This is a genomic window from Alteribacter natronophilus, assembly GCF_006007885.1.
GTDB classification, from domain to species: domain Bacteria; phylum Bacillota; class Bacilli; order Bacillales; family Salisediminibacteriaceae; genus Alteribacter; species Alteribacter natronophilus.
In genome coordinates this window covers 405,059-429,706 of sequence record NZ_VCRO01000004.1, presented here as the reverse complement: position 1 = coordinate 429,706, position 24,648 = coordinate 405,059, and the positions used below count along the sequence as shown (strand labels likewise).

Annotated in this window: 22 protein-coding genes; 7 read left to right on the top strand and 15 right to left on the bottom strand. The window is 49.9% G+C overall.

All coding sequences use genetic code 11. From position 1 onward, the window contains the following. Nucleotides 1–51: 51 nt before the first annotated feature. Both FGB90_RS15040 and FGB90_RS15035 read right to left on the bottom strand, forming a co-directional pair. On the bottom strand, nucleotides 52–1,221 hold the full coding sequence (locus FGB90_RS15040) for an iron-containing alcohol dehydrogenase (RefSeq protein WP_138811652.1): 1,170 nt from the start codon (nucleotides 1,219–1,221) through the stop codon (nucleotides 52–54). 19 nt (nucleotides 1,222–1,240) lie between these two features. Then, nucleotides 1,241–2,374 carry a mandelate racemase/muconate lactonizing enzyme family protein gene (locus FGB90_RS15035; RefSeq protein WP_138811651.1) on the bottom strand — a complete coding sequence of 378 codons (1,134 nt, stop codon included), beginning with the start codon at nucleotides 2,372–2,374 and terminating at the stop codon, nucleotides 1,241–1,243. A 150-nt stretch (nucleotides 2,375–2,524) separates the two neighbouring features. Here FGB90_RS15035 and FGB90_RS15030 point away from each other — a divergent pair, with 150 nt between their 5' ends. Beyond that, nucleotides 2,525–3,295: a helix-turn-helix domain-containing protein gene (locus tag FGB90_RS15030; protein ID WP_138811650.1), complete on the top strand. Its 771-nt coding sequence runs from the start codon at nucleotides 2,525–2,527 to the stop codon at nucleotides 3,293–3,295. 135 nt (nucleotides 3,296–3,430) lie between these two features. Here FGB90_RS15030 and aldA read toward each other — a convergent pair whose 3' ends face one another. The 3 genes from aldA to FGB90_RS15015 form a co-directional block, all read right to left on the bottom strand. Beyond that, entirely contained in the window at nucleotides 3,431–4,873 is a 1,443-nt protein-coding gene (gene aldA, locus FGB90_RS15025) for an aldehyde dehydrogenase (protein WP_138811649.1), read from the bottom strand. 276 nt (nucleotides 4,874–5,149) lie between these two features. Next, nucleotides 5,150–6,070: an Nmad3 family putative nucleotide modification protein gene (locus FGB90_RS15020; RefSeq protein WP_138811648.1), complete on the bottom strand. Its 921-nt coding sequence runs from the start codon at nucleotides 6,068–6,070 to the stop codon at nucleotides 5,150–5,152. Nucleotides 6,071–6,126: 56 nt separating this feature from the next. After that, on the bottom strand, nucleotides 6,127–7,536 hold the full coding sequence (locus FGB90_RS15015) for an aminotransferase-like domain-containing protein (protein ID WP_138811692.1): 1,410 nt from the start codon (nucleotides 7,534–7,536) through the stop codon (nucleotides 6,127–6,129). Between the two features lie 166 nt (nucleotides 7,537–7,702). Here FGB90_RS15015 and FGB90_RS15010 point away from each other — a divergent pair, with 166 nt between their 5' ends. Continuing rightward, nucleotides 7,703–8,602 carry a DMT family transporter gene (locus FGB90_RS15010; RefSeq protein ID WP_138811647.1) on the top strand — a complete coding sequence of 300 codons (900 nt, stop codon included), beginning with the start codon at nucleotides 7,703–7,705 and terminating at the stop codon, nucleotides 8,600–8,602. Between the two features lie 87 nt (nucleotides 8,603–8,689). Here FGB90_RS15010 and FGB90_RS15005 read toward each other — a convergent pair whose 3' ends face one another. The 6 genes from FGB90_RS15005 to FGB90_RS14980 all read right to left on the bottom strand — a co-directional run bounded on the left by FGB90_RS15005 (nucleotide 8,690) and on the right by FGB90_RS14980 (nucleotide 16,260). Then, nucleotides 8,690–10,117: an aldehyde dehydrogenase family protein gene (locus tag FGB90_RS15005; RefSeq protein ID WP_138811691.1), complete on the bottom strand. Its 1,428-nt coding sequence runs from the start codon at nucleotides 10,115–10,117 to the stop codon at nucleotides 8,690–8,692. A 290-nt stretch (nucleotides 10,118–10,407) separates the two neighbouring features. Next, nucleotides 10,408–11,652: a tripartite tricarboxylate transporter TctB family protein gene (locus FGB90_RS15000; RefSeq protein ID WP_138811646.1), complete on the bottom strand. Its 1,245-nt coding sequence runs from the start codon at nucleotides 11,650–11,652 to the stop codon at nucleotides 10,408–10,410. Between the two features lie 265 nt (nucleotides 11,653–11,917). After that, nucleotides 11,918–12,664: a phosphotransferase family protein gene (locus FGB90_RS14995; protein WP_138811645.1), complete on the bottom strand. Its 747-nt coding sequence runs from the start codon at nucleotides 12,662–12,664 to the stop codon at nucleotides 11,918–11,920. Between the two features lie 13 nt (nucleotides 12,665–12,677). Continuing rightward, nucleotides 12,678–13,130 (bottom strand): GNAT family N-acetyltransferase, encoded by a 453-nt coding sequence (locus FGB90_RS14990; protein ID WP_138811644.1) that lies wholly within the window; start codon nucleotides 13,128–13,130, stop codon nucleotides 12,678–12,680. A gap of 157 nt (nucleotides 13,131–13,287) precedes the next feature. Next, complete coding sequence (locus tag FGB90_RS14985) at nucleotides 13,288–14,763, bottom strand: protein adenylyltransferase SelO (RefSeq protein WP_138811643.1); 1,476 nt, start codon at nucleotides 14,761–14,763, stop codon at nucleotides 13,288–13,290. A gap of 339 nt (nucleotides 14,764–15,102) precedes the next feature. After that, nucleotides 15,103–16,260 carry a YheC/YheD family endospore coat-associated protein gene (locus FGB90_RS14980; protein ID WP_138811642.1) on the bottom strand — a complete coding sequence of 386 codons (1,158 nt, stop codon included), beginning with the start codon at nucleotides 16,258–16,260 and terminating at the stop codon, nucleotides 15,103–15,105. 254 nt (nucleotides 16,261–16,514) lie between these two features. Here FGB90_RS14980 and FGB90_RS14975 point away from each other — a divergent pair, with 254 nt between their 5' ends. Together FGB90_RS14975 and FGB90_RS14970 are read left to right on the top strand one after the other, a co-directional pair. Then, nucleotides 16,515–16,976, top strand: a complete 462-nt coding sequence (locus FGB90_RS14975) for a GNAT family N-acetyltransferase (RefSeq protein WP_138811641.1) — start codon at nucleotides 16,515–16,517, stop codon at nucleotides 16,974–16,976. Between the two features lie 95 nt (nucleotides 16,977–17,071). Next, nucleotides 17,072–17,533 carry a PaaI family thioesterase gene (locus tag FGB90_RS14970; protein WP_138811640.1) on the top strand — a complete coding sequence of 154 codons (462 nt, stop codon included), beginning with the start codon at nucleotides 17,072–17,074 and terminating at the stop codon, nucleotides 17,531–17,533. 105 nt (nucleotides 17,534–17,638) lie between these two features. On the opposite strand, the gene mgtE is transcribed toward FGB90_RS14970, so the two are convergent. Next, entirely contained in the window at nucleotides 17,639–18,997 is a 1,359-nt protein-coding gene (gene mgtE, locus FGB90_RS14965; RefSeq protein WP_138811639.1) for a magnesium transporter, read from the bottom strand. Between the two features lie 404 nt (nucleotides 18,998–19,401). On the opposite strand from mgtE, the gene FGB90_RS14960 reads away from it, so the two are divergent. Beyond that, nucleotides 19,402–19,800, top strand: coding sequence for a hypothetical protein (locus FGB90_RS14960; RefSeq protein WP_138811638.1), 399 nt, complete (start codon nucleotides 19,402–19,404; stop codon nucleotides 19,798–19,800). 89 nt (nucleotides 19,801–19,889) lie between these two features. On the opposite strand, the gene FGB90_RS14955 is transcribed toward FGB90_RS14960, so the two are convergent. Beyond that, nucleotides 19,890–20,738, bottom strand: coding sequence for an STAS domain-containing protein (locus FGB90_RS14955; protein WP_138811637.1), 849 nt, complete (start codon nucleotides 20,736–20,738; stop codon nucleotides 19,890–19,892). A gap of 330 nt (nucleotides 20,739–21,068) precedes the next feature. Continuing rightward, on the bottom strand, nucleotides 21,069–22,100 hold the full coding sequence (locus tag FGB90_RS14950) for a YheC/YheD family protein (RefSeq protein ID WP_171051860.1): 1,032 nt from the start codon (nucleotides 22,098–22,100) through the stop codon (nucleotides 21,069–21,071). 276 nt (nucleotides 22,101–22,376) lie between these two features. Between FGB90_RS14950 and FGB90_RS14945 the strand changes: the two genes are divergently transcribed. Both FGB90_RS14945 and FGB90_RS14940 read left to right on the top strand, forming a co-directional pair. Next, on the top strand, nucleotides 22,377–22,637 hold the full coding sequence (locus tag FGB90_RS14945) for a hypothetical protein (protein ID WP_138811635.1): 261 nt from the start codon (nucleotides 22,377–22,379) through the stop codon (nucleotides 22,635–22,637). 178 nt (nucleotides 22,638–22,815) lie between these two features. Further along, nucleotides 22,816–23,196: a hypothetical protein gene (locus FGB90_RS14940; protein WP_138811634.1), complete on the top strand. Its 381-nt coding sequence runs from the start codon at nucleotides 22,816–22,818 to the stop codon at nucleotides 23,194–23,196. Nucleotides 23,197–23,425: 229 nt separating this feature from the next. Here FGB90_RS14940 and FGB90_RS14935 read toward each other — a convergent pair whose 3' ends face one another. Beyond that, nucleotides 23,426–24,211 (bottom strand): YheC/YheD family protein, encoded by a 786-nt coding sequence (locus FGB90_RS14935; RefSeq protein WP_171051859.1) that lies wholly within the window; start codon nucleotides 24,209–24,211, stop codon nucleotides 23,426–23,428. Nucleotides 24,212–24,648 lie beyond the last annotated feature (437 nt).

Sequence of the window (24,648 nt, the reverse complement as noted above, 5' to 3'; positions counted from 1 at the left end):
GCACGAACCCGTACAACGCTGATTTCATGCCAGCCTTGTTCCCATCCTGCTTCATCTTCCCGCTGCAAGCTCCACGAGTGCTTCCAGTTCCCGGTCATCCGGGATCCGGCAGTTATTGTTGCGCATCGGCTCGTTTTCCCCGGAGAACGCGCTTGCCTTCAGTTTTTCCAGAATCGCACACGGGTCTTCGGTGTCAATTTGAAGGGAGATCGGGAGACGTTCAATCATTTCCCTGAATACGCGCCCTCCTTCAGCCGCGAGGGCCCGCTGATCACCGAAGTGTCCGGTGACGCCGAGGGCACGTGCCACGTCGGCAAACACCTCCGTACGGTCGGAGCCGAGGTTAAAGTCATAGGCATGGTACATGGCGATTGCCACAGCCTGGCCATGATGAAGACCTGCGGCAGAACTCAGGGCATGCCCGATGTTATGGGCGATCCCGGTACCTCCGTGTTCAATGGCGATTCCGGCAAGGGCGGCACCGAGCAGAAGGTTCTCTCTCGCCTGCACATCATCCGGTACTGCGACTGCCTGCTCCAGACTTTTTGCCACAAGAGAAACGCTCTGCATGGCGATTCCTCTGGTAATAGGGTCCGCCGCCTGGCCAGCAGCTGCTTCAATGGCGTGAACAATCGCATCCATGCCGGTGGCCGCTGTCAGATGCGGCGGCAGACCGAGGGTGAGGAGCGGATCGAGGATGGCGATTTCAGGGGCCATCCTCTCGTCCCATCCCCACAGTTTCCGGTGGTCACTGTCGGAGAAGATAACGGTGCTCGTCACTTCCGCCCCGGTTCCCGCAGTAGTCGGAATGCCAACAACTGTTACTTTTTTGGCCGGATACGGATTGGCACCCAGTGCGTAATGAGCGGCAGGGAGGTCAGCACCCGCTGTGAGTGCTGCTGTTTTGGCGGAATCCAGGGGAGAGCCTCCTCCGATGCCGATCACGACGTCACTGCCGGTACTGCGGATGAGCTTAGCGATCCGGTCGATTTCGACGAGGGTCGGGTTACTGCTGACCTCGTCAAATACGTGCACCTGAAAGCCGCTTTCGATCATGCTTTCCTCCACGGGCTTGGTGAGCCCTGCCTGGACAAGAAAGCGGTCACTGACGATTACCGCCTGTTTTGTCCGGCTTTTCCCTGCTGTCAGCGCTCCTGTGCTGCGCGCTTCATTTTCGCCTGCATGAATGGCGGTACGGACCTGAAACTGATACGCGCTCATGATGATCCCCCTTTCCCCTCTATTCCTTCTCGCCTACGTAGGCACTGTTTACTTCGTATTTCTTCAATGATTCGTCATCGAGCTCGATCCCGAGTCCCGGTGTCTGAGGTACATGAATATAGCCGTCCTGACCGACTGTCAGCTTAGTGGACTGAATGTAGTCACGTCGTTCCACCGTCCATGCCGGAGGATCAAACGGAAATTCCAGGTATGGACAGTTGCTCACACCGGCAGCCAGATGGAGGTTTGCCAGTACGCCGATGCCGTTGCTCCACGTATGCGGGCTGAACCAGGCGCCGTTGCCCTGGACGAATTCGGCAATCTTTTTCACGCCTGTAATTCCGCCGGCAAGAGCTACGTCCGGCTGGTACACGTCAAGGGAGCCGCGCTTACTCATTTCACGGAAGTCGTGGGAGCGGCGGTTCATTTCTCCGCCTGCGATCCGGATGCCAGACATTTCCCGGAGTCTTCTCATGTCGTCAAAGTTCTCGTGGGGAAGCGGTTCTTCCAGCCAGAACACATCGAGATTTTCCAGCTCTTTCGCTACCTGGGCTGCCTTCTTCAGATCCCAAGTCGGCTCTGTGTCCCACGGCATTTTCCATCCCTGGTTCGCGTCAACCATGATCTCCAGCTTATCCCCCACTGTTTTGCGGGCAGCTTCGACAACTTTCAGATCGTCGCGGACATGGTCATGGTGGAAGCGGATTTTCATCGCTTTGTAGCCCTGCTCCACGAACTGCTTCGCGCGCTCGGCTCTTACTTCCGGTTCCACAATTTCCCCTGTGGAGGCGTACGCAAGAATCTTGTTCTGCTTTCCTCCTACAAGATCGGCCACGGGACGGCCTGCTTTTTTGCCCATGAGGTCCCAGAGGGCGAGATCAAGCGGCCAGCAGCGGCCGTAGTGGAAGTCGATGTTGTCGAGCACCTGGTAATGGCGCTCGATTTCAAACGGATCGCGTCCGATAAAGAGGTGTTCGTGGCCCTGGAATCCGAACATCAGGTCACCGGAACCAACGCCTGTAATGCCTTCGTCGGTATGAACAAACACAAGCGTTGTGGCAAAATTCTTTCGCGGTGCCGGATCCCATGCCGCTTTAAATGGCGGGTCCAGCGGCATAACGTACTGTTTAATTTCTATGGATGTGATCTTCATTTTATCTATCCTTTCACAGCGTTTTGGTCAGACTAATCATTGGTGTACTGTCATACATGCTGTCATAATAAAAGACAGGCAGGAAAAAGACCATGCACCTTTCCTGTATGGATTTATACTTTTTTTCACCATTAAAAGGAGAGCTTCAGTTTGGGCAGCAAACCATTCAGCGTTCATCAGCATACATACTGGAAGGCCCTGCCTTCTTTTCTTTACGAAAAGGAAGTGTACGAGGAGTGGACGGTGTTCTGCGTGGAAGAGGGGGAACTGCTGTATCAAATCGGCGATGAGAAAAACACTGCCGTTGCAGGTGACGTCATCTTCTGTGCCCCGGACATTCCCATGAACCGGTACACCGAAGGGCCTCTTACGTTTCACTTTCTCCGCTTCACTCCCCCGGACGGGACAGTGGTGCCCGAGGGCCTGATTTCGGTAAAAAACCGCCGGCGTCTTGAAACCACGTACGACTGTCTGCGGAAACTGGCCTTTATTGAAACCGGCCGTGCCCTGGAGGTGAAAGGTCACCTTCTTGCCGATATCCTTTTATTTCATGAACTCGAAAACGAGGAGATGATCGCGGAGCCGGAGGATTCTGTCCAGGATCCCCTCGTCAGAAGAGCGCTCCGTCTGATCCAGGAAAAGGCGTTTACGGACCTGTCGATTGCAGATGCCGCCCGGGAAACCGGCCTGAGCGACGTGCAGTTTTCCCGGCGCTTTGACCAGTCGGTGGGCATGCCGCCCATGGAATATCTGACCGTGCTCCGGATGCGGAAGGCAAGGACGTACCTGATCGAAACGGAAAAAACGATGGATGACATCGCAGCCAGCATCGGCTACCAGAACGGCTTTTATTTCAGCCGGATTTTCAAAAAGAAGATGGGCATGGCGCCCTCGGAGTTCAGGCGCCGTCATCAGAAGTAGTGTCGGACTGGTATGTTTTTTTTAGGTGGTTCGCTGGTTCTTCAGGGTCGTTCACCTCGGCAATACTGCGACTCACTGTGAAATCCCAGCACAAATAAGCCCTCCTGCCTGAATCGGCGGGAGGGCTCTTTAGGTTTATTCAAAGTTCATATAAACGGATTTTTTCTGGAGAAAGGCCTCAAATCCGTAACGGCCGTCGTCGCCGCCGATGCCGGACTGCTTCCAGCCGGTGTGGTACCCCTGGAACGCTTCACCCTGCTGGCGGTTCACGTACACTTCACCTGACTCGAGCTCCGTTGTAAGACGCATCACTGACCGGTAGTCGTTTGTATAAACGTTGGCTGTCAGGCCGTAGATGGAATCGTTCGCCATGTCGATCGCCTCATCGATCGTTTCAAACGTCACGATCGGCAGAACCGGACCGAAAACTTCATCGCGGACAACGTCCATATCCTGTGTACAATTGTCGAGAAGGGTCGGCGGATAAAAGCTTTTCGGCAACCCGTCAAGGAAATGTCCGCCGGTAAGCACCTCTGCCCCCTGTTCACGGGCTTTTTCCACAATGCCGTGAATCCGGTTCCCGTCTTCCTCGCTCACAAGCGGCCCCATGTCGACATCCGGGTTGTCGATCCCGTTTCCGACCTGATAGGACGAGAACTGCTCCTTCAGTTTTTCCGCAAGCTCATCTTTTACGGAGGCGTGGACATACACGCGTTCCGTATTGTTGCACACCTGGCCGCTGTTGGCGAGGCGTCCGCCGGCAATAGCCTGGGCGGCGAGGTCGAGGTCGGCATCCTTCATTACCACAGCCGGCGCTTTTCCTCCAAGCTCGAGAGAGGTGCGGGCTACGTGCGTGGCAGCCTGCGCGGCTACATGTTTCCCGACTCCGGTACTTCCTGTAAAGGTGACCATGCCGACGTTTTCATTTGAAGTGAGCGCATCCCCGATCTCTTCGTCGCGGCCGGTAATGACGTTGACAACACCATCCGGGAATCCGGCTTCCTTAAGGAGAGGCGCAAGCTCCAGGGCGGAAACGGCCGATTTGAAGCTCGGCTTGGCAATGACCGTGTTCCCTGCAAGAAGAGCAGGAACCATTTTTCTGAAGAGCACGTACATCGGGAAATTCCACGGTGTAATGCAGAGTACAGTCCCGATCGGCTCCTTGTAGAGAAGGATCCTTTCACTGCTGCTGTCGGCGTCCACGATATCTCCTTCAATGCGGCGGGCCCACTGATTCTGATAAGCGGCAATTTCCGCAGCGGCGCCAACTTCGCCAATTGCATGGCTGAGCGGCTTGCCCATTTCCATGGAGATGGCGCGGCCGATCCGCTTCTGGTTCTCCTCATCACGAAGCAGTTCGATCAGATTGTCGATATAGGCTGCCCGCTCGATTGTGGCGAGCTTTTTCCACTTTTTAAATGCCTGCCGGGCACTCCCGGTCACACGGGTTACATCTTCTTTTGTCCCTGCAGGTACTTCAGCAAACGCCTGACCGTCTGCCGGTGAGGTTACGCTGAGCGTCTCCCCGTTTGAACTGCCAGTAAAAGAACCATTTATATAAAACTCGTAAGTCTTCATCGTCCCACATCCTTTCCAGATCTGCTGTTTCATTTCTGTTTGGAAATATTGACTCTGCGTATACCCTACCTTACTTTAGGAGGGGAAAGAATACCCTTTTCCTTCAGGAATATATACTTTTTTTCATGTGCAGACGGATCCGGGGGGAGGTTTGGAGCGGTTAGTTTTTCATTCGGAGCGATTAGCCCCTTGTTTAGAGCGATTAGTCAGAGACTTGGAGCGGTTAATTTCAGCTTGGAGCGATTAGCGGCAAAAAGACATGAGCAGCCGAGCCGGCTACCGGTTAAACAGCTCCCGAAGCCATGCCTCACTTTTCCCTTCAAGAGGGGAAACGTACTCCTGGCCGCGGGCGGTGGACTGGACGTAGCAGAGTCCGGAATCCTCTCCACAGTGGAACCAGCGGTCCTTCAGCGTTCTCGGAGCGTTCAGGTAGGTGGGACAGTACTTCTCCTCCTGGAAAAAGGACGGCAGCTTCCAGACGGTCGGTTTGTTCCGGTGCTCCGGTGATGAAAGAAGCAGATCATCTGTGAGCTTTGGAAACACGCCCGTTCCGGGAATGTCGCAATCGTCAAACAGGCGGTCGGCTGCGGTGAAAATAATGTTATTGGAGCGGTTGTCAAAATCCTCCGGCGACCCGTGGGGGTGCTGGCGGCGGATCTCACCTGGAAGTTCGTCCTGATTCGCCGCTGTATAGACTTTACCGACTTTGAGCCAGCCGTAGAGAAAGTATGCGCCATCCGTCCACGCCATGCGCAGATCGAGCGGGTGCAGGCGGTCACTTACGGGCTTGAAGCGGCTGAAAAAGAGAAACACGCTCCCCTCCCCCACGCCGTGATTGCGCAGGTGCCCGGCTGCAGCATCCGACTGGCCGAACGCGCCGTAGGACGGGCCGTTTGTATGCCAGGGCGGCCGGCCTGTAACCGGATCGTAGTGGGCTGGGTGCTTATTGACGACAGCTTTCGTTTTACTGCTGTAGTTGAGGGATTTATGATTGATCAGTTCATGAAGATTTTTTGCCTTGATATTGCTCAGGTAGCCGGGTTCAAGCTCCAGGTCCCGGTAACCCGGTCCTCCGCCCCGTTCTGCTGTTTCAGGAATCGGCAGAACGATATAGCGGCCCGTCTCCGGATCGTACGGCGAATAGCCGTGGCCGGCAGAAGAATCGAAACCTTTCCGGCTCAGGATCAGTTTGGTCATGTATTTCCACTCCTTTAAAGAGCTGATATTGTGGCCAGTATATCATTTTGTCCGTTTTACTGCCCGGTGGTCCGGCTGTCCTGAATACGCCTTACGATCTCCGCTACTCTCCGGATTCCTTCCCGTATTTCCCTAAGCGAAGCATACCCGTAAGAAAGCCTGACATGCCTGGTAGCATGTTTACTGTAAATGGTTCCAGGGTTTAAAAGCAACCCGGCATCGAGTGCTTTCTCAAAGAGTCGCTTCTGATAAAGAGGCGTCCTGAAACGGACCCAGATGAACAGGCCTCCCGCAGGCACCTGCCAGTCTGCAAGGTCACCGGCGTATTCGTTCAGGGCTGCCACTGCGGTATCCCTTCTTGCCTTTAATTCAAGGCGGACTTTTTTCATATGCTCCTCGTGCTTTGTTCCGGTCAGCCAGTCCGCCGCCACCACCTGGGAGAGGGAGCTCGAACCGTAATCGGTCTGCATTTTTAAATCGGACAGCCGGTCAATGACCGATTCGGGCCCCGCAAGCCAGCCGATCCGGAGTCCGGGACCAAGCGTTTTGGAAAGGCTTCCGAGATACAGCACGTTACCCGATTCATCCCCGCTCTTTAACGGCGGCGGCGGGGGATCATCAATCCAGAGATCTCCGTACACGTCGTCCTCTATGATGGGAATTTCCCCGTTTCGGCAGATTTCCATAATCGTCCGGCGCCGGTTGCCATTCATCAACGTGCCGGTAGGGTTATGAAAAGTAGGAATCGTATACAGAGCCGCATTCTCCCCGGGAATGAGGCGCTTTTCCAGCTCCTCCGGCACAAGTCCCTCTTCGTCTCCCTTCAGCCCTGTGAGTCTCAGGTGGGCCGATTGAAAAACGGAAAGGGAAAGAAGGTAACTCGGCCTTTCCAGATAGACGGTGGAGCCGGTGCTCAAAAGGCCGATGGAAATGAGCTGAAGTGCCTGGAGGGCACCGGAAACGATTAAAATCGAGTCCGGGGAAACTGAAATCTGTTTTTTTGCCAGATGGGAGCTCACCGCTTCCCTGAGCTCCCGGTTTCCTTTCGGGTCCTCGTAGCTGAGGGAGGTGAGCTGTGCTGCCCTTTTGTGGAGAATGTCCCGGATTTCAGCTGCAGGAAAAAGCGCAGGGGCCAGTTCGCTTTTCCCGAGCTGAATGTCGGTACCTCTTGCTTCCCGTTCGTTGATCTCCTTCACAGTTTCAAGACTGGCTTTGTGTACACCGGCCGTCACAGTACGATGCCAGTTTGCCGGCTGTCCGGCACTCATGACTTTCCATGTACTGTCCGATACAAAAGTACCTTTGCCCGGCCTGGTTTCCAGAAGGCCTTCGGCGATCAGTTCCTCCAGTGCAGCAATAACCGTGCTCCGGTTTACCCCGAATGTTCCGGCAAGTTCCCGCTGGCTCGGCAGGGCACTTCCCACGCTCCATTCCCCCTGCTTAATCTTTTTCCTTATATAATCCATGACGGATCTGAATTTTGCTTTCCGCACGAGGTGCTCGCCCCCAACTGGTTGGAATTGTTCTCTTTAACTGGTTGAAGACATTGTACCAGACCCCTATTAAAATATGTATCAGACAGACCGGCACCATTTTGCTGGTTGGATTTAAAGGGAGAGGAGTTGGGATTCCATGAATAAAAAAGCACTGATGATGGCGCTGATTACCGTTTTAATCTGGGGATCCACATTTGCGGCTATCCGGGCAAGCCTGCAGGGGGGATATGAACCGGGGCACCTGATCCTCGTGCGCTACCTGATTGCCTCTGCTCTGTTTCTGATTGCCGCGCTTCTTTTCCGCCGGCATTTCCGGCTTCCAATGAGAAAAGATCTGCCTAAGATCGCTGCCCTCGGCTTCATTGGTATCAGCGTCTATCATGCAGGTGTCACTTTTGGTGTGGAGACGATTTCGGCAGGAACGGCCGGCATGCTGATTGGAGCAGCGCCTGTGTTTACAGCTCTGCTTGCAGTGGCGTTCCTGAAGGAAAAGCTTTCCCGGGCAGGGTGGATCGGCCTGGGGATTGGATTTACAGGTATCCTGGTTATTACACTCGGCGCGGACGGCCCCATGTTCACTCCTTCTCCGGGCGCACTGTTCGTGCTGATCGCCGCTCTTGCCACGTCTGTTTTCTTTGTGTTTCAGAAACCGCTCCTCAGGCGGTATCATCCGATCGAACTGACCGCCTATCTCACGTGGGCCGGGACGATTCCTCTGCTCGTTTTTGCTCCCGGGCTCACGTCCTCCATTAGCCAGGCAACTACTGAAGCACACCTTGCCGCCCTGTTTACCGGTATTTTCCCGGCTGCGGTTGCCTATGTGACTTGGGCAGTTGCCCTTTCCATAGGCAGCGCCGGTACAGTGACGAGCACGATGTACCTTGAGCCGGCGATTGCGATCATTGTGGCATGGATCTGGCTTCAGGAGCTGCCGGGACTTGTTCCGACGGCAGGCGGTCTCATTGCCATCGCGGGAGTGATTGCTGTAAACCGGGCAGAACGGGCGAAACATGAGACTGTGCAGCAGGCGGCGTGACCGGGGGAGTGAGTCCAGCAAGAAAACCGCCGGGAGCAGTGTCCCGGCGGCCTGAAAAAGGATATTCAGTTATTCATATCGACCTGGTTACGACGAAGGCAGCCCGTGTACGGATTTGATTTCGAGATACTCCTCGATCCCGAAGTCGCCCCATTCACGGCCGATGCCGGACTGCTTGTAGCCGCCAAACGGGCCGTTAAAATCGGTTTTGGCATTGTTGATTTTAATCCGGCCAGCCCGGATGTTCGAGGCAACATGGCGGATCGTTTCCGGATCGTTTCCGACGATGTAGCCTGCGAGGCCGTATATCGTATCATTGGCCATCTCAATTGCCTGATCCACATCTTCGTAGGTGAACAGCGTGGTCACCGGTCCGAAGATTTCCTCCTGGGCGATCACGGCATCGTGGGATACGTCCGTGAAAATGGTCGGCCTTGCGAAGTAGCCTGTCTCAAGCCCCTCCGGCTTTCCGGTACCACCGGCAAGCACCGTGGCTTCTTTTTCCCCTTTTTCAATATAGGACTGGACTGTTTCCCACTGATCCTCCGACACAAGCGGGCCGGTGGCGACGCCTTCCTTGCGGGGATCTCCTACAGGGAACTCCTCAAGCATTTCCACGATCGTTTTTTCAAAGTCCTCTTTCATTGATTGTGGGATAAACACTCTCGTACCTGCGGAACACACCTGTCCGGTGTTGGTCATGATGCTGGACAGTGCGGTTTTTGCCGCCTCTTTGACATCAGCGTCGTCAAGGACGATGAGAGGCGACTTGCCGCCGAGCTCAAGGGCCACTTTCTTGATCGTCTCTGCGGCGTTCTGCATGATTTTTTCACCGACGGCGCCGGAACCGGTAAACGAGACAAAGTCAATTCCCGGGTGGGAGCTGATGCCGTTCCCGATTACAGATCCGGTGCCGTTCACCAGGTTAAATGCCCCTTTTGGCACACCCGCTTCGTCAATAATCTCCGCCAGAATCATCGCTGCAAAAGGCGTCTTCGAGGCCGGTTTCAGCACCACCGGGCTCCCTGCTGCAATGGCGCTGGCAATTTTAGTCGAGGTCTGGTTAGTCGGGAAATTCCACGGCGTAATGAGACCGCTCACACCGATCGATTCTTTCATGAGTGTGTGGCCGTCCCGGTCCTCAGTGAAGGAAAAGTCCTCAAGGCATTCAGCCGCCTGCCTGAAGTGACCGAGTCCCGCAGCAAAGTGCACTTCTTCGGATACAGACAGAGGCGACCCGAGTTCATCGGTCATAACCTCGATCAGCTCATCTTTTCTTGCCTCATAGCCTTCTGCAATATTTTTAAGCCACTGGATCCGTTCTTCTTTTGTGGAACGGGAAAAAGACGGGAATGCCGCACGGGCAGCTTTAACCGCTTTATCCAGATCTTCTTCCGTGCCTGAGCTGATCGTGCCCATCACTTCCTCGGTGGCCGGATTGATCACGTCAATCGTTTCGGAACCTGTCGAATCGGTCCATTCTCCGTTAATAAAATGCTTCGTCTGATTGCGCATGAAGATCACCCTTTTCATTGAGCTGTTTTTTCCGTTAAAAGTGTACAGCCCTTCTATTCCCGTCGCGTTCATCACTAAAACAATGGTTGGAACGTAAACGGTGAGCATACTTCATCCAGAGGGCTCTTTTTCTTCTTATCCTGTGGCGTTTATATACGAGATGCAGCTGGAGGCGTACGAAATCCTGAACGACTGACCCCCGTCGCCGGTCATTCGAAACAAAGGAAAAAGCGGAACCTCGCAGGAAAGGAGGTTCCGCTTTTCTTTTACGGATGATTCCAATGGGCCTATTACTCGTCACTGCCCTTTTCCTGTTCTTCTGCATCCTCTTTTCTTCTTCGCTGGCGGTAGCCGTAAGTAGTTTTCAGAACCGTTTCCTCACTCTCAAGTCCAGCGCCGACAGCGCCGACCACAGTGGCCAGAGAAGCTGCCAGCCAGGCGAGAAGGAAGTAGTTCCCTGCATTGACGGCGCTGCCGATTTCCGTCTGCATCAGAGTGAGAGGAACGAAGAGTGACACCATAGCCAGGAAGAGAAGGTACAGAATCACATAGTAAACCAGCACCCCAGACAGGAGTGTGAGCACAGTGGCGATATTATAACGCCTGGCAATAAAGGTGGATCCCTCATCTTCCGGACTCTCCCATAACTCGTGGGCAACAATAATCCAGGTCACCATGGCGGAGATGGCGACAACCATAAAAGTAATAAATCTCGCAGGCCCGTACTCATCACTGAGCATCCAGAGGCTCGGAAAAATGAGGGCATAGGCGCCGGTCCCAAACGCCACTGCCAGCACGCTCTTAAAAGTGGGAAAAATCGTCCAGGGCCTGTTGGCATATAACATACCGAAAATCAGCCGGAGCCCTCCGCTTACTCTTGAATTTACAAGATAGCGGACGTCTATATCACTATTTTCATCATCTTTGGCACCGGATTCGGAATAGGTTTTCCTTGTAATCGGGGAAACCAGCTCAGTCAGACGGGTACTCATCAGTTGTTTCGTCCCTTTTTTGCTGACCTCGTCATCACTGCCGGACTTTTCCATCCGCTCTTCCTCCTGCTCCCGGTCTTCATCGGAACTGCCGTGATACATTTCACTCGCCATCTGAATAATTGCTTCACGGACTCTCCGTTTTATCGGAGCAGCACCGAGTGACGGGAGGGAAATGACCGCGAGATTTCTCTCTGCACTCACGTCCGCGACAACAAGCATTCGGTTTTGAAAGATTGGTAGATCTGTCACACAGACAGCCATATCCCACTCTTTCTGCACCTTGCTGTTCTCCGCCGCATCTAATATGCTTTCGGAACTGCCTGCAATTCCTGTAAGGGGATCGGTGACGGATTCGACCTGCCAGTTCACTTTTTTATCCACATATCTGGAGAGAAGGTCAGGCAGATCATCCACAACTTTGGATACGATTTCCTCGGGCAGCTCAGGAGCCGGAACAAGGCCCAGAGTCATCGTTTTCCGGTCATTTTCATAGTCGTTTTCCTCGTACTTTTTCTGCGATTGATCCTGATTTGTACTCATGATTGCCTCCTGTGTTCATCTCCATAAGGTAATAAAAGGCTCTCCTTCGGTTTTTATACCCTTTACCCTCTCTTCAAATGCATGTTTTCACAAATTCATAGTGAAGATTTTTTCTTTGCAGAATCCGGCTTGGCGCCTTCCGTACGAAAACATAACGGGCAAGCTGAAAAAGCCTGTACCTTATTAAGGCCAGACTTCTTCTGACGCGGCTCACTCTCTGCAAATGAAAAACGGGACTGAAGCCTTAATAGTGGCCCCGCCCTCTTCACTCCGGGTACGCCTTGTGCACGATCTGTATCAGCTTGTCTTCGTTTTCTGTCGGGACATGTTCGGACAGCCTGGCAGCTGCAAGGATCGGCAGCCACTCAAGAACCGCCTCCCGGGAAACTCCTTTTCCTTCACCATAAAGACGCAGATACATCGCCGCCAGATCCTTGGAATACTGGAGATACAGAAGATAGGTGCGGCAGATATCGGCCTCCCTGCTGCCTGAGCTTGCGTCAACCCAGTCGAGAATGGTGACTTCCTGCTTCCCCTGAATCAGGTTGAAAAGATGAAAGTCGCCGTGACAGAGACTTTCTCCGGCCGGCATCTCCTCCAGTTTCCGAAGCAGGAGAGTCCGCTGTTTTTCACTGAGTGGATGTGCTGCTTCGATCTGGCGCCTCAGCCTGCCGGTCATGGACTCCAGACCCTCAGCCGAATGACTGTGGACGGTGTGCTGAATGTCGATGGACAGCGCAAGTAACTCTTCGGCCCTTTCCCTGTTTTCAAGGAAGAGGTCACCGAACGTTTTTCCCTGTGCGTGCGCCATGATGATAGCCGGTCTTCCTTCAAGGGGCGTAACATCGATCACTTCCGGTACCGGCAGACCGGCAGCAAAGGCAAACCTCTGTTTTTGAGCCTCTTTTTCTGCTTCTGTTTCCGGGAGATGGGGCTTGAATACTTTGATTACGCGGTTTTCAGTCTGATAGATTTCTGCTGTGTTTCCTTCTGCGATTCGTCTTCCCGGCACTGTGTTCCTCTCCTTACTTCACAAAATCATATCTCGCCATCTGCTCTCCCCAGGAGGCCATCTCTGTTTCTTTGAAACCGGCTTTGCCGTACACGTGCCTGGCTCCGTGGTTTTCCGGTTCATAGGAGAGCATCACGCACGGCCGGCCGTCGGTATTTCCCTGTTCCATTTCTTTTACAATCATCCGTAGGGCTTCATAACCGTGAGCATTCCCCTGATATTGCCCGTCGATCATGAGGCGGTAAATCCAGTAGTTGTCATCGTCCTCGTCAATACCGTACAGGGCAAAACCGATCATCGTCTCCCCGAGATAAATGCCTTTGGCAGTGAAGCGGTCCAGAAACTGAGCCTGGGCGATAGAATACAGATTGCTTGCGACAAAACGCTTCTGTTCGTCGTGAACCTTGAGCTGAACGGCGTCTTCCCAGTTTGTCCGGTCAATTGTTTTCAGTGTTAATGTGGTCATGGCGGTCTTCCTCCAGGTTTTTTTATCACTGCAGAATAGCATATTCAATGGGAGACAGCCTTTTTCCTCCATTCCGAAAAAAATCACGTCCTAAAAACAGGAAAACCAGCACCTGACAGGAAGTCGGGTGCTGGTTTTGTAAAATGGCTATTCGATACTACGTCCCGCAGAATGTCTGGTAGCCCTGCTCGGATTCCGGTGGCTCGGTGTAGCTGCCGTATTCTTTTGTATGGTCGTACGGATCCGAGAGTGCGTCCAGCAGTTTTTCCATGACGGTGTAATCACTTTTGCTGACAGCCGCCTCAAGGGCTTCCTCAACACGGTGGTTGCGGGGGATCACGGCTGGATTTGCCGTTTCCATCCGCCGGCGCACGTCTTCTTCCGATCGTCCTTCCCGCTTGAGCCGGCTCTGCCATTTGTCATGCCAGTCGTTCAGTTCGCGGCCGCAGGACGTTTCCAGAAACGTGCCATAAGTAAGGGCACGGAACGTATTAGTAAAGTCCACGTGCGTTTTTTCCATGGCGGTGAGGAGCTCCTCCACGAGCGCTTCGTCGCCTTCTTCGGTGTCAAACAGGCCGAGCTTTGCCCGCATGCCATCGAGCCAGTTCTGCTGGTACCGCTCGCTGAAGAGCTTCATTTTTTCCTGAAGCAGCTCGACCGCTTTTTCCTGATCGTCGTTGATGAGGGGGATGAGCGTTTCGGCGAAGCGGGCGAGGTTCCAGCCGGTAATGTAGGGCTGGTTGCCGTATGCGTAGCGTCCCTGCACGTCGATGGAGCTGAATACAGTCGCCGGGTCGTACGTGTTCATGAACGCGCACGGCCCGTAGTCGATCGTCTCCCCGCTGAGAGTCATGTTGTCGGTGTTCATGACACCGTGGATGAAGCCGGTGAGCTGCCATTTAGCGACGGTGTCTGCCTGGGTTTTTATGACCTTTTCTAGAAGCGCGAGATACGGATTGTCCTCATCCGCCGCCTCCGGGTAATGGCGTTCGATGGCGTAATTGGCGAGCGCCTTCAGGTTGTCGTACCCGCCCCACTTGGCTGCGTACTGAAACGTGCCGAAACGGAGATGGCTTGACGCGACGCGGGTGAGAACCGCTCCGGGAAATTCGATCTCCCGCTGCACGCCTTCGCCTGTCGTAACGACGGAGAGGCTCCGGGACGTGGGGATGTTCAGGGCGTGCATCGCCTCACTGATAATGTGTTCCCGAATCATCGGCCCAAGGGCTGCACGTCCGTCGCCTCCACGGGAAAACGGCGTGCGGCCGGAGCCTTTCAGCTGAATGTCCACCCGTCTGCCATCGGGAGTGATCTGTTCACCGAGAAGGACTGCACGGCCGTCCCCGAGCATCGTAAAATTGCCGAACTGGTGTCCCGCATAGGCCTGGGCGATCGGCTCGGCACCGAGAGGAAGGTAGTTTCCCGCGAAGGTGGCGGCGCCTTCCATGCCGGCCAGCTTGTCCGGGTTCAGGCCGAGAGACTCCGCGAGTGTCCGATTAAAAGTGACGTCCTCAGGATGAGGCACAGGAATCGGCTCCACTTCGGCAAAAAATGCATCCGGAAGCCTGCGATAGGAATTGTCAAAGTTCCAGCCGGTTTCGTCGTGTACGTTTGTGTTCTGATTATGAGTCATAGGCGCTCCTTTGCAGTTTAGTCGTGTGCTTTAGGTTTACCACAGTCTGGTATCTCTAATCAAACAGGAGCTGCGCTTTGGAGGGAGAAAATTAAACGCCAAAAAAGGAAGCGCCTCCGAAGAAGCCTCCCCTTTTGTAGCCGTAGTCAGCCGGGAGGTAAATTGAGATGTGGAAGTTTCTTATGCGGCAAATAAAGGCCGGTCCTCCATGGGAGCCGGCCTTTATGTTTTATTATGGATTGCAGCCCTGTATTTCAGAAAAAAGATTGAGTGATCCATTTTCCGTCATGGCATCAAATCAGCATAGCTTCCCACCATTTTTTTCTACAACTGCATTAATTAGGATTTCACACTGGCGGGCTGTTCTTTATTTGAAAAGTCACTATGTTGCTCTTCGGTTTCTTTCTGATATAAATATTTACCGTACGACAGTATGTTTTCCATTGCTTCATGCAACTTCTTTTTACCAAATGCTTTGTACAGAGAGACCTTTGCACTCTGTGAATTACATTCAATAAATTTAATCTGCAAATCTTTAGTGAGGGCAAAATCAATTCCAATCTCCGCGAAAGTACCAAACTTACGTTCAGTACATTCATATACCGCGTACAGGAATTCCACAATCCTTTTTTCAAGCAGTTTTTTTTCCGTCTCGGATATTTCCAGTAAATCGAAGAACTCGTTTAAAGAGTAAGCATCTGAGTGAATAGTAATGGGTGAATTTCTCTGACTCATTCTTGCGCTTATGCCACTGATTACAATATCTTCTTTTTTATTTCTTTGCATTTCAGCCCTTAAATCCACTCTTCTACCATCAAACTCCAAAAGGTTAATCCCTTCTTGAACCATAAATTCTTTATCGCCAAAAAAATCATTAATGATTGAAAGTAAACCCCTTGGTTTTAAATTCTTTTTGCAGTAAACCTTGTTATTCCTATGGTCGAAACGTTTACAGGTAAAGCGTTTACTCGACCGGGAATTAACCTTCATAACCTGCTCACCTTTCCGGCCATTCACACCTTTCAGGTAAAGAGTGGGGTGTTTTTTTAGCATAGTAAATAGATCTTTAGGACGTTTGTACAGAATCGTCTCCACAAGATAAGGCTTTAAGGTTTCCTCCTTCATGAAACAATCGTAAACAGCCCAATTTCCCAAGGATCCTGGATTTAACATAATTGTACCTTTATCCTGACACTGCCGAAGGAATCTCCTGTAGCTCTTTCTTAAATCATTTGTCGGTCCACCTCTCCTGTACAATAAATCAGGATAAGGAAAAACACCTGTTTTAAATGCCCCTGTTTTATGATCAAAATAATATCCTCTGATTTTTTCATTTTCTTTATCAACTTGCTTCATTTCGAAAAAAAACAGATTAAGATTAACATTCTCATTAGCTTTTGCCAACATTGCTATCCGGTAATGAGGGCTGTTTTTAACCATCAATTTCCAAGCTTTTCTCGAGAGCAAAACCCCCAAATAACCACTAGTTTTATCCACTGCCTACCTCACACCCTTTAATTCCTGCTTTATAAGTAATGTATTATTAAGAAGTGAGTTGGTTGTGGGCATTCCCCCCATTTTAAGGGATTTTTATCATTCGCTTAACGAACAAATGGAAAACAAACAGTAGCATGGAATACGCTTCCCACCCACGTATCGTAATTGCTTAGCCTTTTTTGTCTTCAGTAAGGTTGATATTGCTGTAAAAAATAGTTAAATTTAATAAATTTCTGGTAAAGGAGGAGTAAGTTATGGGAACATTCAGGATACTACTCGTCGACTCATCAAACTGGCGCTATGTCATTGCCTTAAGAGCAGAAAAAAGCCAGGAACCGTTCATCGAACCGAACGAAATCTCTCTCCTGGAGTCGTTTTACGACACAAAAAACGACTGGTCATGTTTTGGATTATTTAATGGTGAGACGGCAGTGGGCTTTATGATGATCGGAGCAGAAAACAGGGAGGAGCGTTATGTATGGCTCGACCGCTTCATGATCGACCGCCGTTTTCAGGGTAAAGGGCTGGGTGGTGTTTTTCTGGAAAAAACGAAAGAGTTTGTCCTTCGTCAATACGACGTGGATGAACTGGTACTCAGTGTCACCAAAAACAATGATGCTGCCAAACATTTTTACAGGAAACACGGCTTTAAAGATACAGGCCTGATAGACCCTGAGTTCGATGAGGAAATTTATGTGTACAACCTTTTGAAATGAGGGGACCGTCCCACTCTAATTTGGCGTTTGACGTGTGCTGTGATCTGTTGTGTAATTGTAGTAATATTTCGATAAATCAAAGTGGGGTGATTCCGATGAAAAAGAAAATCGATGAGAATCAGATTTTCGAAAAGCATCGCGAGGAGATTTTACAGCAGGTGAAAAACGATCCGTATGCAGCATCGCTCGGGATTGAGTTAACGGCGTTTGAGGCAGGCTTTGCCGAGGCTTCTCTCACCGTGCAGGAACATATGGTAAATGCCCACGGTACGGTTCACGGGGCTGTCATTTATGCGCTTGCCGATCACGTTTTTTCCGTTGCCTGCAATGCGTACGGCAGGACATCCGTGGGCCTTTCCACCACGATTCAGTTCATGAAAGCCGCTCTCCCGGCACACCGGATAACAGCCAGGGCCACCGAGACGACCAGAAACTTCCGCACCGGCTTCTACCGGATTGAAGTTTTTCATGAGGAAGACCGGATTGCCACAATGGAGGCAGTAGCTTACCGGAAGGACCGTTATTTTATCGACCATGGGGGACAGAAGGAAAACTGAAGATATTCTAATTCGAAGTATACATAAGAGATCCAGTCTGGATCTGCCACGTAAAAAAAGCATGGAAACTAACTCCATGCTTTTTCACTGTTCTATTGCGCGGTTTTACGTAAGGTTTACGAGGAACGCTGTCGCAATACCAAAGTAAATCAGCAGCGACAGAATATCGTTAATTGTTGTAATGAGCGGCCCGGAGGCAATTGCCGGGTCGGCTTTCAGTTTATACAGGATGAGCGGGATAATCGTTCCGGCAAGCGTACCGATGATGAGCGTAAGGAGCAGAGAGCTTCCGACGACGAGCCCGAGCGTCATGTCGCCCTGCCAGAAGTAGGCGATGATTGTGATGAGAATCCCGCAGGCAATCCCGATCAGGATTCCGACCCGCAGCTCCCGGAAAATGAGTCGCACCACCTGGGAAAGGGTCAGATCTTCGGACACCAGCCCCCGCACTACAACAGCAAGCGACTGGGTCCCCGTATTTCCTGTCATCCCGGCGATCATTGGCATGAAAAAGGCCAGCGCGACTACCGCGTCGAGAGTCTCTTCAAAGCCGCTGATAATCCCCCCTGACACGAGTCCCACAAACAGGAGAATCACCAGCCACGGCAGACGGCGGAATGCCGCGGTGAAGGCCTTTGTGTTGAAATCGATATCCTTACCCGATGCGGACAGCTTTTCAATATCCTCGTTCGCTTCCTGAATTACAACGTCAATGAGGTCATCGACCGTTATCACTCCGGCCAGCGTCTCATCCTCTTCAATAACAGGCAGGGAGACGAAGTCGTACCGGCTGATGATCTTTGCCGCTTCCTCCTGGTCGGTGTTCACGTCCACTTTCACAACGCGGCTGTACATCACGTCTTCAATTTTATCAGTGGCGTCGCCCAAAAGGAGATCCCGATAGGAAACGACACCCACAAGCTTTTTCTCTTCATCGATCACGTACAGGTAGTTTAAGTATTCGGCGTACTCCACGAAATCCTTGAGTTTTTCCACCGCATCGCCGATTGTGTAGTGCTTTTCGATCCACACGTACCGGTTGTTCATGATCCGCCCGGCCGTCTCCGCCGGGTATTCAAGGAGACTCTGGACGACTTCCGACTCCTCGTCCTTCATTTCATAGAGAAGTTCCTCCATTTTGTCCTCGTCGAGCTCCGATAAAAACGAGGCCAGCTCGTCGTTTTCCATCAGGTCGAGCACCTTGGTGGAACGCTCTACACCAAGTTTCTGAAGCACATCTTGACGACCATCGAGGTCCAGCTCGTTCATGAGCTCCGTCAGCTGCCTTAGTGAAAGGTAGGACAAATATTTATGTTTATGTTTTCGCGGCAGTTCATTATACTGCCAGTACATATCGTACGGCTGAAGTTCATCCATGATCTCCTGGAAGGCCCGCTTCTTCCCTTCCTGGAGGGTCTGGATGATCGCAAGCTGTATTTCGTTTTCCGTCATATTCATCGTCATCCCGTTCGCTCCATTCGATAGTCGCTGTCCTTTGCCATGCATTACTTTACGATAAAAAAACCAAAGAGTCCAGTGCCGTAGCCCCCCGGCAATCTTCCCATCTATAACCGATGTCTTTTACCGGTATGTTTCCTTTCCCGATATCGTGCCCGTTCAACACTTTTTATAATATTTACCGGCTCTGACAGGGACATAATTACCTCAATTCTTCAAAATTCCTTCTATATAAACTGTGATGTTAATTTCACGAAACCAGTGACTCTGCACCTCATACCTTCGGAACCCTATTCTCCTAAGCCGGGAATCACTTGGTCTAAACCCCTTCTGCCGGGCATAAACGTATATGGGTGGGATGGGCCCTGAGCCCGTTCTTTCTTATAACATCCTGAGGGGGAGTTGGAGAAATGAATGCAGGAAGATCGAAACTGATGATGTCAGCCGGAACCGTTCTGTGTACCCTTGGTGTCTTTTTACCATGGACAGGGGACGCTTCCATTTACAGCATTCTTGCAGCAGGTGAAAAATCCATTTTTGCACTTTTACTATTATTTGCCCTGGTTTACCCGCTCTTCTCGGTCTTTCACAGTCCGGAAAAAACGACGGTTACGCTTGTTGCCATTCCCATGATTCTCTGTACGGCAGCAGCCCTGATCATGTTTATGAATACAGCAGCCAACGAGGGTCTCGCTGCCCTGCAGTATGGTTTCTACGTCTTCACCCTCGGCCTCGTTTTCGCTCTCGCCGGCAGTCAGTACCTGAAGGATGAGCTCGATGAAAGAGGAAATTCTGAATCTGCAGCATAGCAGCATAAAAAAGACACCTCCAGCGTGACATACAGTCACAAAGGAGGTGTCTGATTTTCACTTAATTGCAGGCGGAACGACGATCCCTTTCAACTGCTTTCTGCAGGCATGTCTGTGTCATTTACGATCAGGTAATCATTCACCGTCTGCTCAAGCGACCCCTTCGTAATGATCTTGGAATCAAAAGTGAGTCCCTCTTTTGTTAGAGTGAGTACAATTTCAGGGCGCATCCCTGTAATGACACATTCGCATCCCATCATGTAGGTGCCGTTGATCGTTGTCATAACGCGATTCATACTTGGGCTGTCTATATTTGCAATCCCCGAAAAATCAATAATGAGTGTTTCCATCTGCAGGCGATTGATTTCAGGCAGTATTTTTTTCTCGATGGCTGCCACTCTTTTTTCATCCAGCTCTCCGATAAGCGGGAGCACACATACTGCTTTACTGAGCGGGATGATCGGCGCACTCAGGTTTTCAACCATCTTCTGCTGGGCTTCCAGCAAGGCGTCCTTATACCGCGAGTAGCTTAAAAAGAATCCGTTAAGAAACTGATCAATGATATCATTCACCTGTCTCTCAAGTTCAAAGAACGAAATACTGCTGTTCCCTTCCGCTTCCTGAAAGGTCTCAAGAAACCGCCACATCGTCCTGCGGATTGTCTGAACCCATTCCAGTTTAAACGAAAGAGTCAGCTCGTGCTGTGCCCAGGCAACTCCCTCTTTTTCCGCAAAGGAAGACAGTGGCTCCCCGTCTTCTCCTGTAAGAGCATACATAACCAGTTTGTGGGCATTATCTAGTAAATCAATATTTCCAACTAATAGGACTTCATTAACTTTATCCCGAACCTGGGCTGCATCACTTAGCAATGTCTCCTGAAACTCTTCCTGACGCTGGCTGAAATAATCTGCATAGGTTTCCTGATAGCCGGGCTTCATTTAACTCACATCCTTAAATAATAGTCAATAATGCCATTGTAACATTTAAAGGTGTACTGATAATCTGATAAGTTTTATAAAATGTTTGATTTAGTTTATTTGAATGTACAACCTTCCTCCAAAAAAACTCATATCTGTATCGACAGCTTCCTTAGTAAAGACCTGAAAACCAGTGCCAGTTTTATCATATTCAGATACGAGGTTTTGTTTCAGTATGTTCAACTCTCACCAGCACAAAATTAGCCAAACAAGACATACAAAAAAAGCGAGGACAACTCGTAACAGAGAATATCTATCATATCTCCATTAAGAGTCATCCTCTATGACTAGTTATCCCTTCATTTTCCCTGAAATGTAACGAAGCGGTTGTGTTACAGTCTGGTACCAATCCTCATCCTGACCCGCCCACATGTAAGTTCTCTTCATATCCAGTAAGTTGGCTTCAATAAACCATACCTTGCCTGCATCATCAATCATTAAATCAAATCCTAAATCAATTGCCGAAATCTTCTTTGCGAGCTGCTTTGCCAGTTCTTTACTCGTTCGGTCAACTGCTGCTTCCACGTCAGCACTTTTAAAGTACTTCGAATTAAAATGTACACACTGGGAACCACTTGAAAACTTTGTTAGGAAATCGTTTTTTTCCGATATCCACAGTGATTTAGCCGTGACTCCCCATTCGCCGGAGTTTTTCTTCTGGGTGCTTATTCTAACCTCTGTAATGCTGTCCCCCACCTTGGCCGCCTTAACTTTTTGCTGCACAATGTATTTTCTTACCGCCATACCAGCTATATAGTTTTTCAGCTCTGCTGCTGTAACAGTTTGTATATTTAACTTCTGATCTATTTTGGATTTAATAGTATAGTTTGAGCCGTCTCTTTTTATCATAATGACTTTTCTGCTAAGACGTCCTCTTATTGGTTTTATAATCACTTCCCCATACTTTTTAATCAACTCCACCGCTGAGTCTGGAGTAAGCCTTTTTGTTTCGGGGACGTGAACCGCGGTAGTTAAATTTTCTGTCAAGGCCGTGATGTGGCGCCACTTATTTCTATCTCTGCCAGATTGAAGCTGATAAAATATTTTATTGGTCCTTTTCATCAGCCGCTTTAGTTTTCTTTTGGACTTTCTTCCAACAACCATTCGGCAGAAAGTGTGAGCGGGGGCTTTTACTTTTATCTGCTTTGGCTTCTTATCAGGTGAGAATACGAAGCCGTTAACACGCTCCCCGCTGAAAAGTTCATCACACAAATAATAAATGACTACTGGTATTTTATATTCATTCGCAAAGCGCTGGTAGTGCACAGCTTTCTCAATCCCGGATGTACCTGTAATTACCCTGTGAAACATCTTTCTGCTCACTAAGACTCCTATCATACGACATCTCCCCATAATCTGAAAGTTATACTATCAGCATATGGGGGTGGACGTATTCTGCCTGTGTGAAAACATAAATCATTCTATAAAATAAGAGACAAAGGGCGAAACGGAAAGTACTTAGATTGGCATTACCTCTTTCCTTCAGGCTGCTTTAGAAGGTCTACTTTTTTAAAATGTGCTTTTCCTATGGTCAATTAATACAAGCACATCTTCCTCTAAAAAATACTATGAAGTATAAAGTAAGAGAGGAGGGAAGAAATGGGTGCTTTTGAACCTTTATTCTGTGAAGTTTCTGCAAGGATTACTGCCATTGGCGGAGTAGAAGTAGGTCCTATAGACATTTTTATTGCTCGACCATTTGCATTAGATGCTGCAGGAGAGTTAAATCTGGTTATTCTTGGTGTACCGGTAACCGGGATTGCCTGCCCCGTTGTAAATGAAACTGTAGTTATTGATATAGAAGCCTTGGGTCTGACCGATGTAACCATTGAAATTACTTCCGAAGAACCAGTAGCATAATAATAGTTAAATGCCCTTGCCTGAGGCAGGGGTTTTTTATCCACTCCCTGACTGTCACTATTAGACGAACTGTATATGATAGTAAGCGCCTATTTATGTACACCAAATGATATCCGTTTACTCTTATTTGTATCTCGAGGAATAGAATGCACTATCAACTCAGAAAGGAGGAATCAGCATGGGTCAATTACAAGGTTGTACAATAGGATTCTGGAGAAATCCCAACAACTTATCAAACTGGGTGCCGACTCCATATAATCCTACTGATCTGTTTAATGATGTGTTTGGCAGAGTGGCCAGCGTCCCGAGCCGTACATTGTTTCAGTCAGTGAGACTTCTCGGCGGTGGAAACCCTCCCAACACAAACAATTTAATTCGTCAGGCAGTGGCAGCTCTGTTAAATGCCTCTCATCCTGACATTAACTATCCACTGACCCCAGAAGAAGTAATCGAGGAATTCCAAACTGCCTGGGATGGCGATCAGGCGGCACGAGTAGCCCAGGGCGAACGCTTTGAAAGCTTTAATAGACTGGGATGCCCGTTACGCCCGTCAAATTAGTTGTTTATCGTCAATATCTCCAGGTTTATCATTTCAACTGGCTAAAATGGTGTTAAAAAAACTGGAAATTCGCATGATAAGTTACAAGTTGACAGCTTACTGACGCCCTGTCAACTTGTAACTTTTTTGTTTTCTATATTCCAACATGAAAACCGGCCCTGAGTGGACCGGTTTTCCTCCAATTAAACAAATTTATCAACCCAGATACAAAGCCTCTCTTAATTCCAGCCTACTTCTTTTTCTTACTTCTATTTTTCCTGTTTCCCTTCTTCCCCCTACGTCTCCTCTTCGCTCTGTACTCTTTTATTCTGGCGTACACTTCCGAATCTCCCATTATTTCAAACATGTTTATCATTGGCCTTATATTCGCCTCAATTATCCATATACAGCCAAACTGATCGATGGCAATATCCATGCCGAATTCTCTATTTTTCGGGTAAAATTTCTGAAGGTGGACCGCAGATTTCACCCCGAGCTTATAAACCTCATTAATAATTCCCTTTTGGTTTACTGTCGTTAGAAAATCCGCCTGGTTCAAAGCTTCCTCCAAAGGAATTACTTTCACAGCTGCATTGGTTATAACAGACTGGGGATACGTTACCCGGGCTGCTATACCTGTGACCGTCCAGGCAGTCGATTTCCTACGCCTTTGAACCATAACCCTTAGATCGAACATCGATTTATTTATTTTCGCCAAAGGGATCCACTGCTGAATAATACACAGTTTTTCCTGCTGGGCAGCTGCAAAAAGATAAGTCTCCTTCACTCCATCCTTTCTTACTTCGAGGTTCATGTAGTTTAAACAGAAGATATTTTCCTTTAGTCGAGTGACCTTCATAACACCCTTACCCAAATTTCCGTGTGACGGCTTGATTATCACAGACTCGTATTTTTCAGTCATTTTCTTAAAATTATCCTGTGTAAACAGCATGGTTTCCGGCAGGTATGGGTGAAAATAAGGATCACTTTTAAATGCAAGATACTTGTCCCATTTTCCTGTAGATATTTCAGTCAAAGTAACTCCCGCCTTTTTTATTATTATATTCCCCTCTCCATAGAACGGTATGGATGATTGACACAGGGGAAAGCCCATTTACAGAAAAACACAGGGACGGTTTTTTAATAAAAGACGCCAGTACCACTTCTCCAATTCCTGTTACTACTATTGAACGTAGATAGGCCCGCATACTCTGCACATGGATAATATTCTCCCATTACTTTGGGAGGAAAATCGTGAGCAACCAGCTTATTTCTGCAGCGAGGGCGAAGGGGAACCAGAGGCAGGTGACTCGCATTGATACCTAAAGGGGATACAACGACATACTCCAGTACCTCATATCCTCATTCCCTGTGATCCTAAAGCTTCCGATAAATGGCTGGATCTGTCGGTACTTTCCAGCGGAGATACAGTAGCGTATACAATGTAATTACCCGCCCACAGCAATGGACGCT

Bases quoted from the DNA above. Each gene is read 5' to 3' on its own strand.
- FGB90_RS15040 (WP_138811652.1), bottom strand. From the start codon at position 1,221: ATGAGCGCGTATCAGTTTCAGGTCCGTACCGCCATTCATGCAGGCGAA.
- FGB90_RS15035 (WP_138811651.1), bottom strand. From the start codon at position 2,374: ATGAAGATCACATCCATAGAAATTAAACAGTACGTTATGCCGCTGGAC.
- aldA (WP_138811649.1), bottom strand. From the start codon at position 4,873: ATGAAGACTTACGAGTTTTATATAAATGGTTCTTTTACTGGCAGTTCA.
- FGB90_RS15020 (WP_138811648.1), bottom strand. From the start codon at position 6,070: ATGACCAAACTGATCCTGAGCCGGAAAGGTTTCGATTCTTCTGCCGGC.
- FGB90_RS15015 (WP_138811692.1), bottom strand. From the start codon at position 7,536: ATGGATTATATAAGGAAAAAGATTAAGCAGGGGGAATGGAGCGTGGGA.
- FGB90_RS15010 (WP_138811647.1), top strand. From the start codon at position 7,703: ATGAATAAAAAAGCACTGATGATGGCGCTGATTACCGTTTTAATCTGG.
- FGB90_RS15005 (WP_138811691.1), bottom strand. From the start codon at position 10,117: ATGCGCAATCAGACGAAGCATTTTATTAACGGAGAATGGACCGATTCG.
- FGB90_RS15000 (WP_138811646.1), bottom strand. From the start codon at position 11,652: ATGAGTACAAATCAGGATCAATCGCAGAAAAAGTACGAGGAAAACGAC.
- FGB90_RS14990 (WP_138811644.1), bottom strand. From the start codon at position 13,130: ATGACCACATTAACACTGAAAACAATTGACCGGACAAACTGGGAAGAC.
- FGB90_RS14985 (WP_138811643.1), bottom strand. From the start codon at position 14,763: ATGACTCATAATCAGAACACAAACGTACACGACGAAACCGGCTGGAAC.
- FGB90_RS14975 (WP_138811641.1), top strand. From the start codon at position 16,515: ATGGGAACATTCAGGATACTACTCGTCGACTCATCAAACTGGCGCTAT.
- FGB90_RS14970 (WP_138811640.1), top strand. From the start codon at position 17,072: ATGAAAAAGAAAATCGATGAGAATCAGATTTTCGAAAAGCATCGCGAG.
- mgtE (WP_138811639.1), bottom strand. From the start codon at position 18,997: ATGACGATGAATATGACGGAAAACGAAATACAGCTTGCGATCATCCAG.
- FGB90_RS14960 (WP_138811638.1), top strand. From the start codon at position 19,402: ATGAATGCAGGAAGATCGAAACTGATGATGTCAGCCGGAACCGTTCTG.
- FGB90_RS14955 (WP_138811637.1), bottom strand. From the start codon at position 20,738: ATGAAGCCCGGCTATCAGGAAACCTATGCAGATTATTTCAGCCAGCGT.
- FGB90_RS14945 (WP_138811635.1), top strand. From the start codon at position 22,377: ATGGGTGCTTTTGAACCTTTATTCTGTGAAGTTTCTGCAAGGATTACT.
- FGB90_RS14940 (WP_138811634.1), top strand. From the start codon at position 22,816: ATGGGTCAATTACAAGGTTGTACAATAGGATTCTGGAGAAATCCCAAC.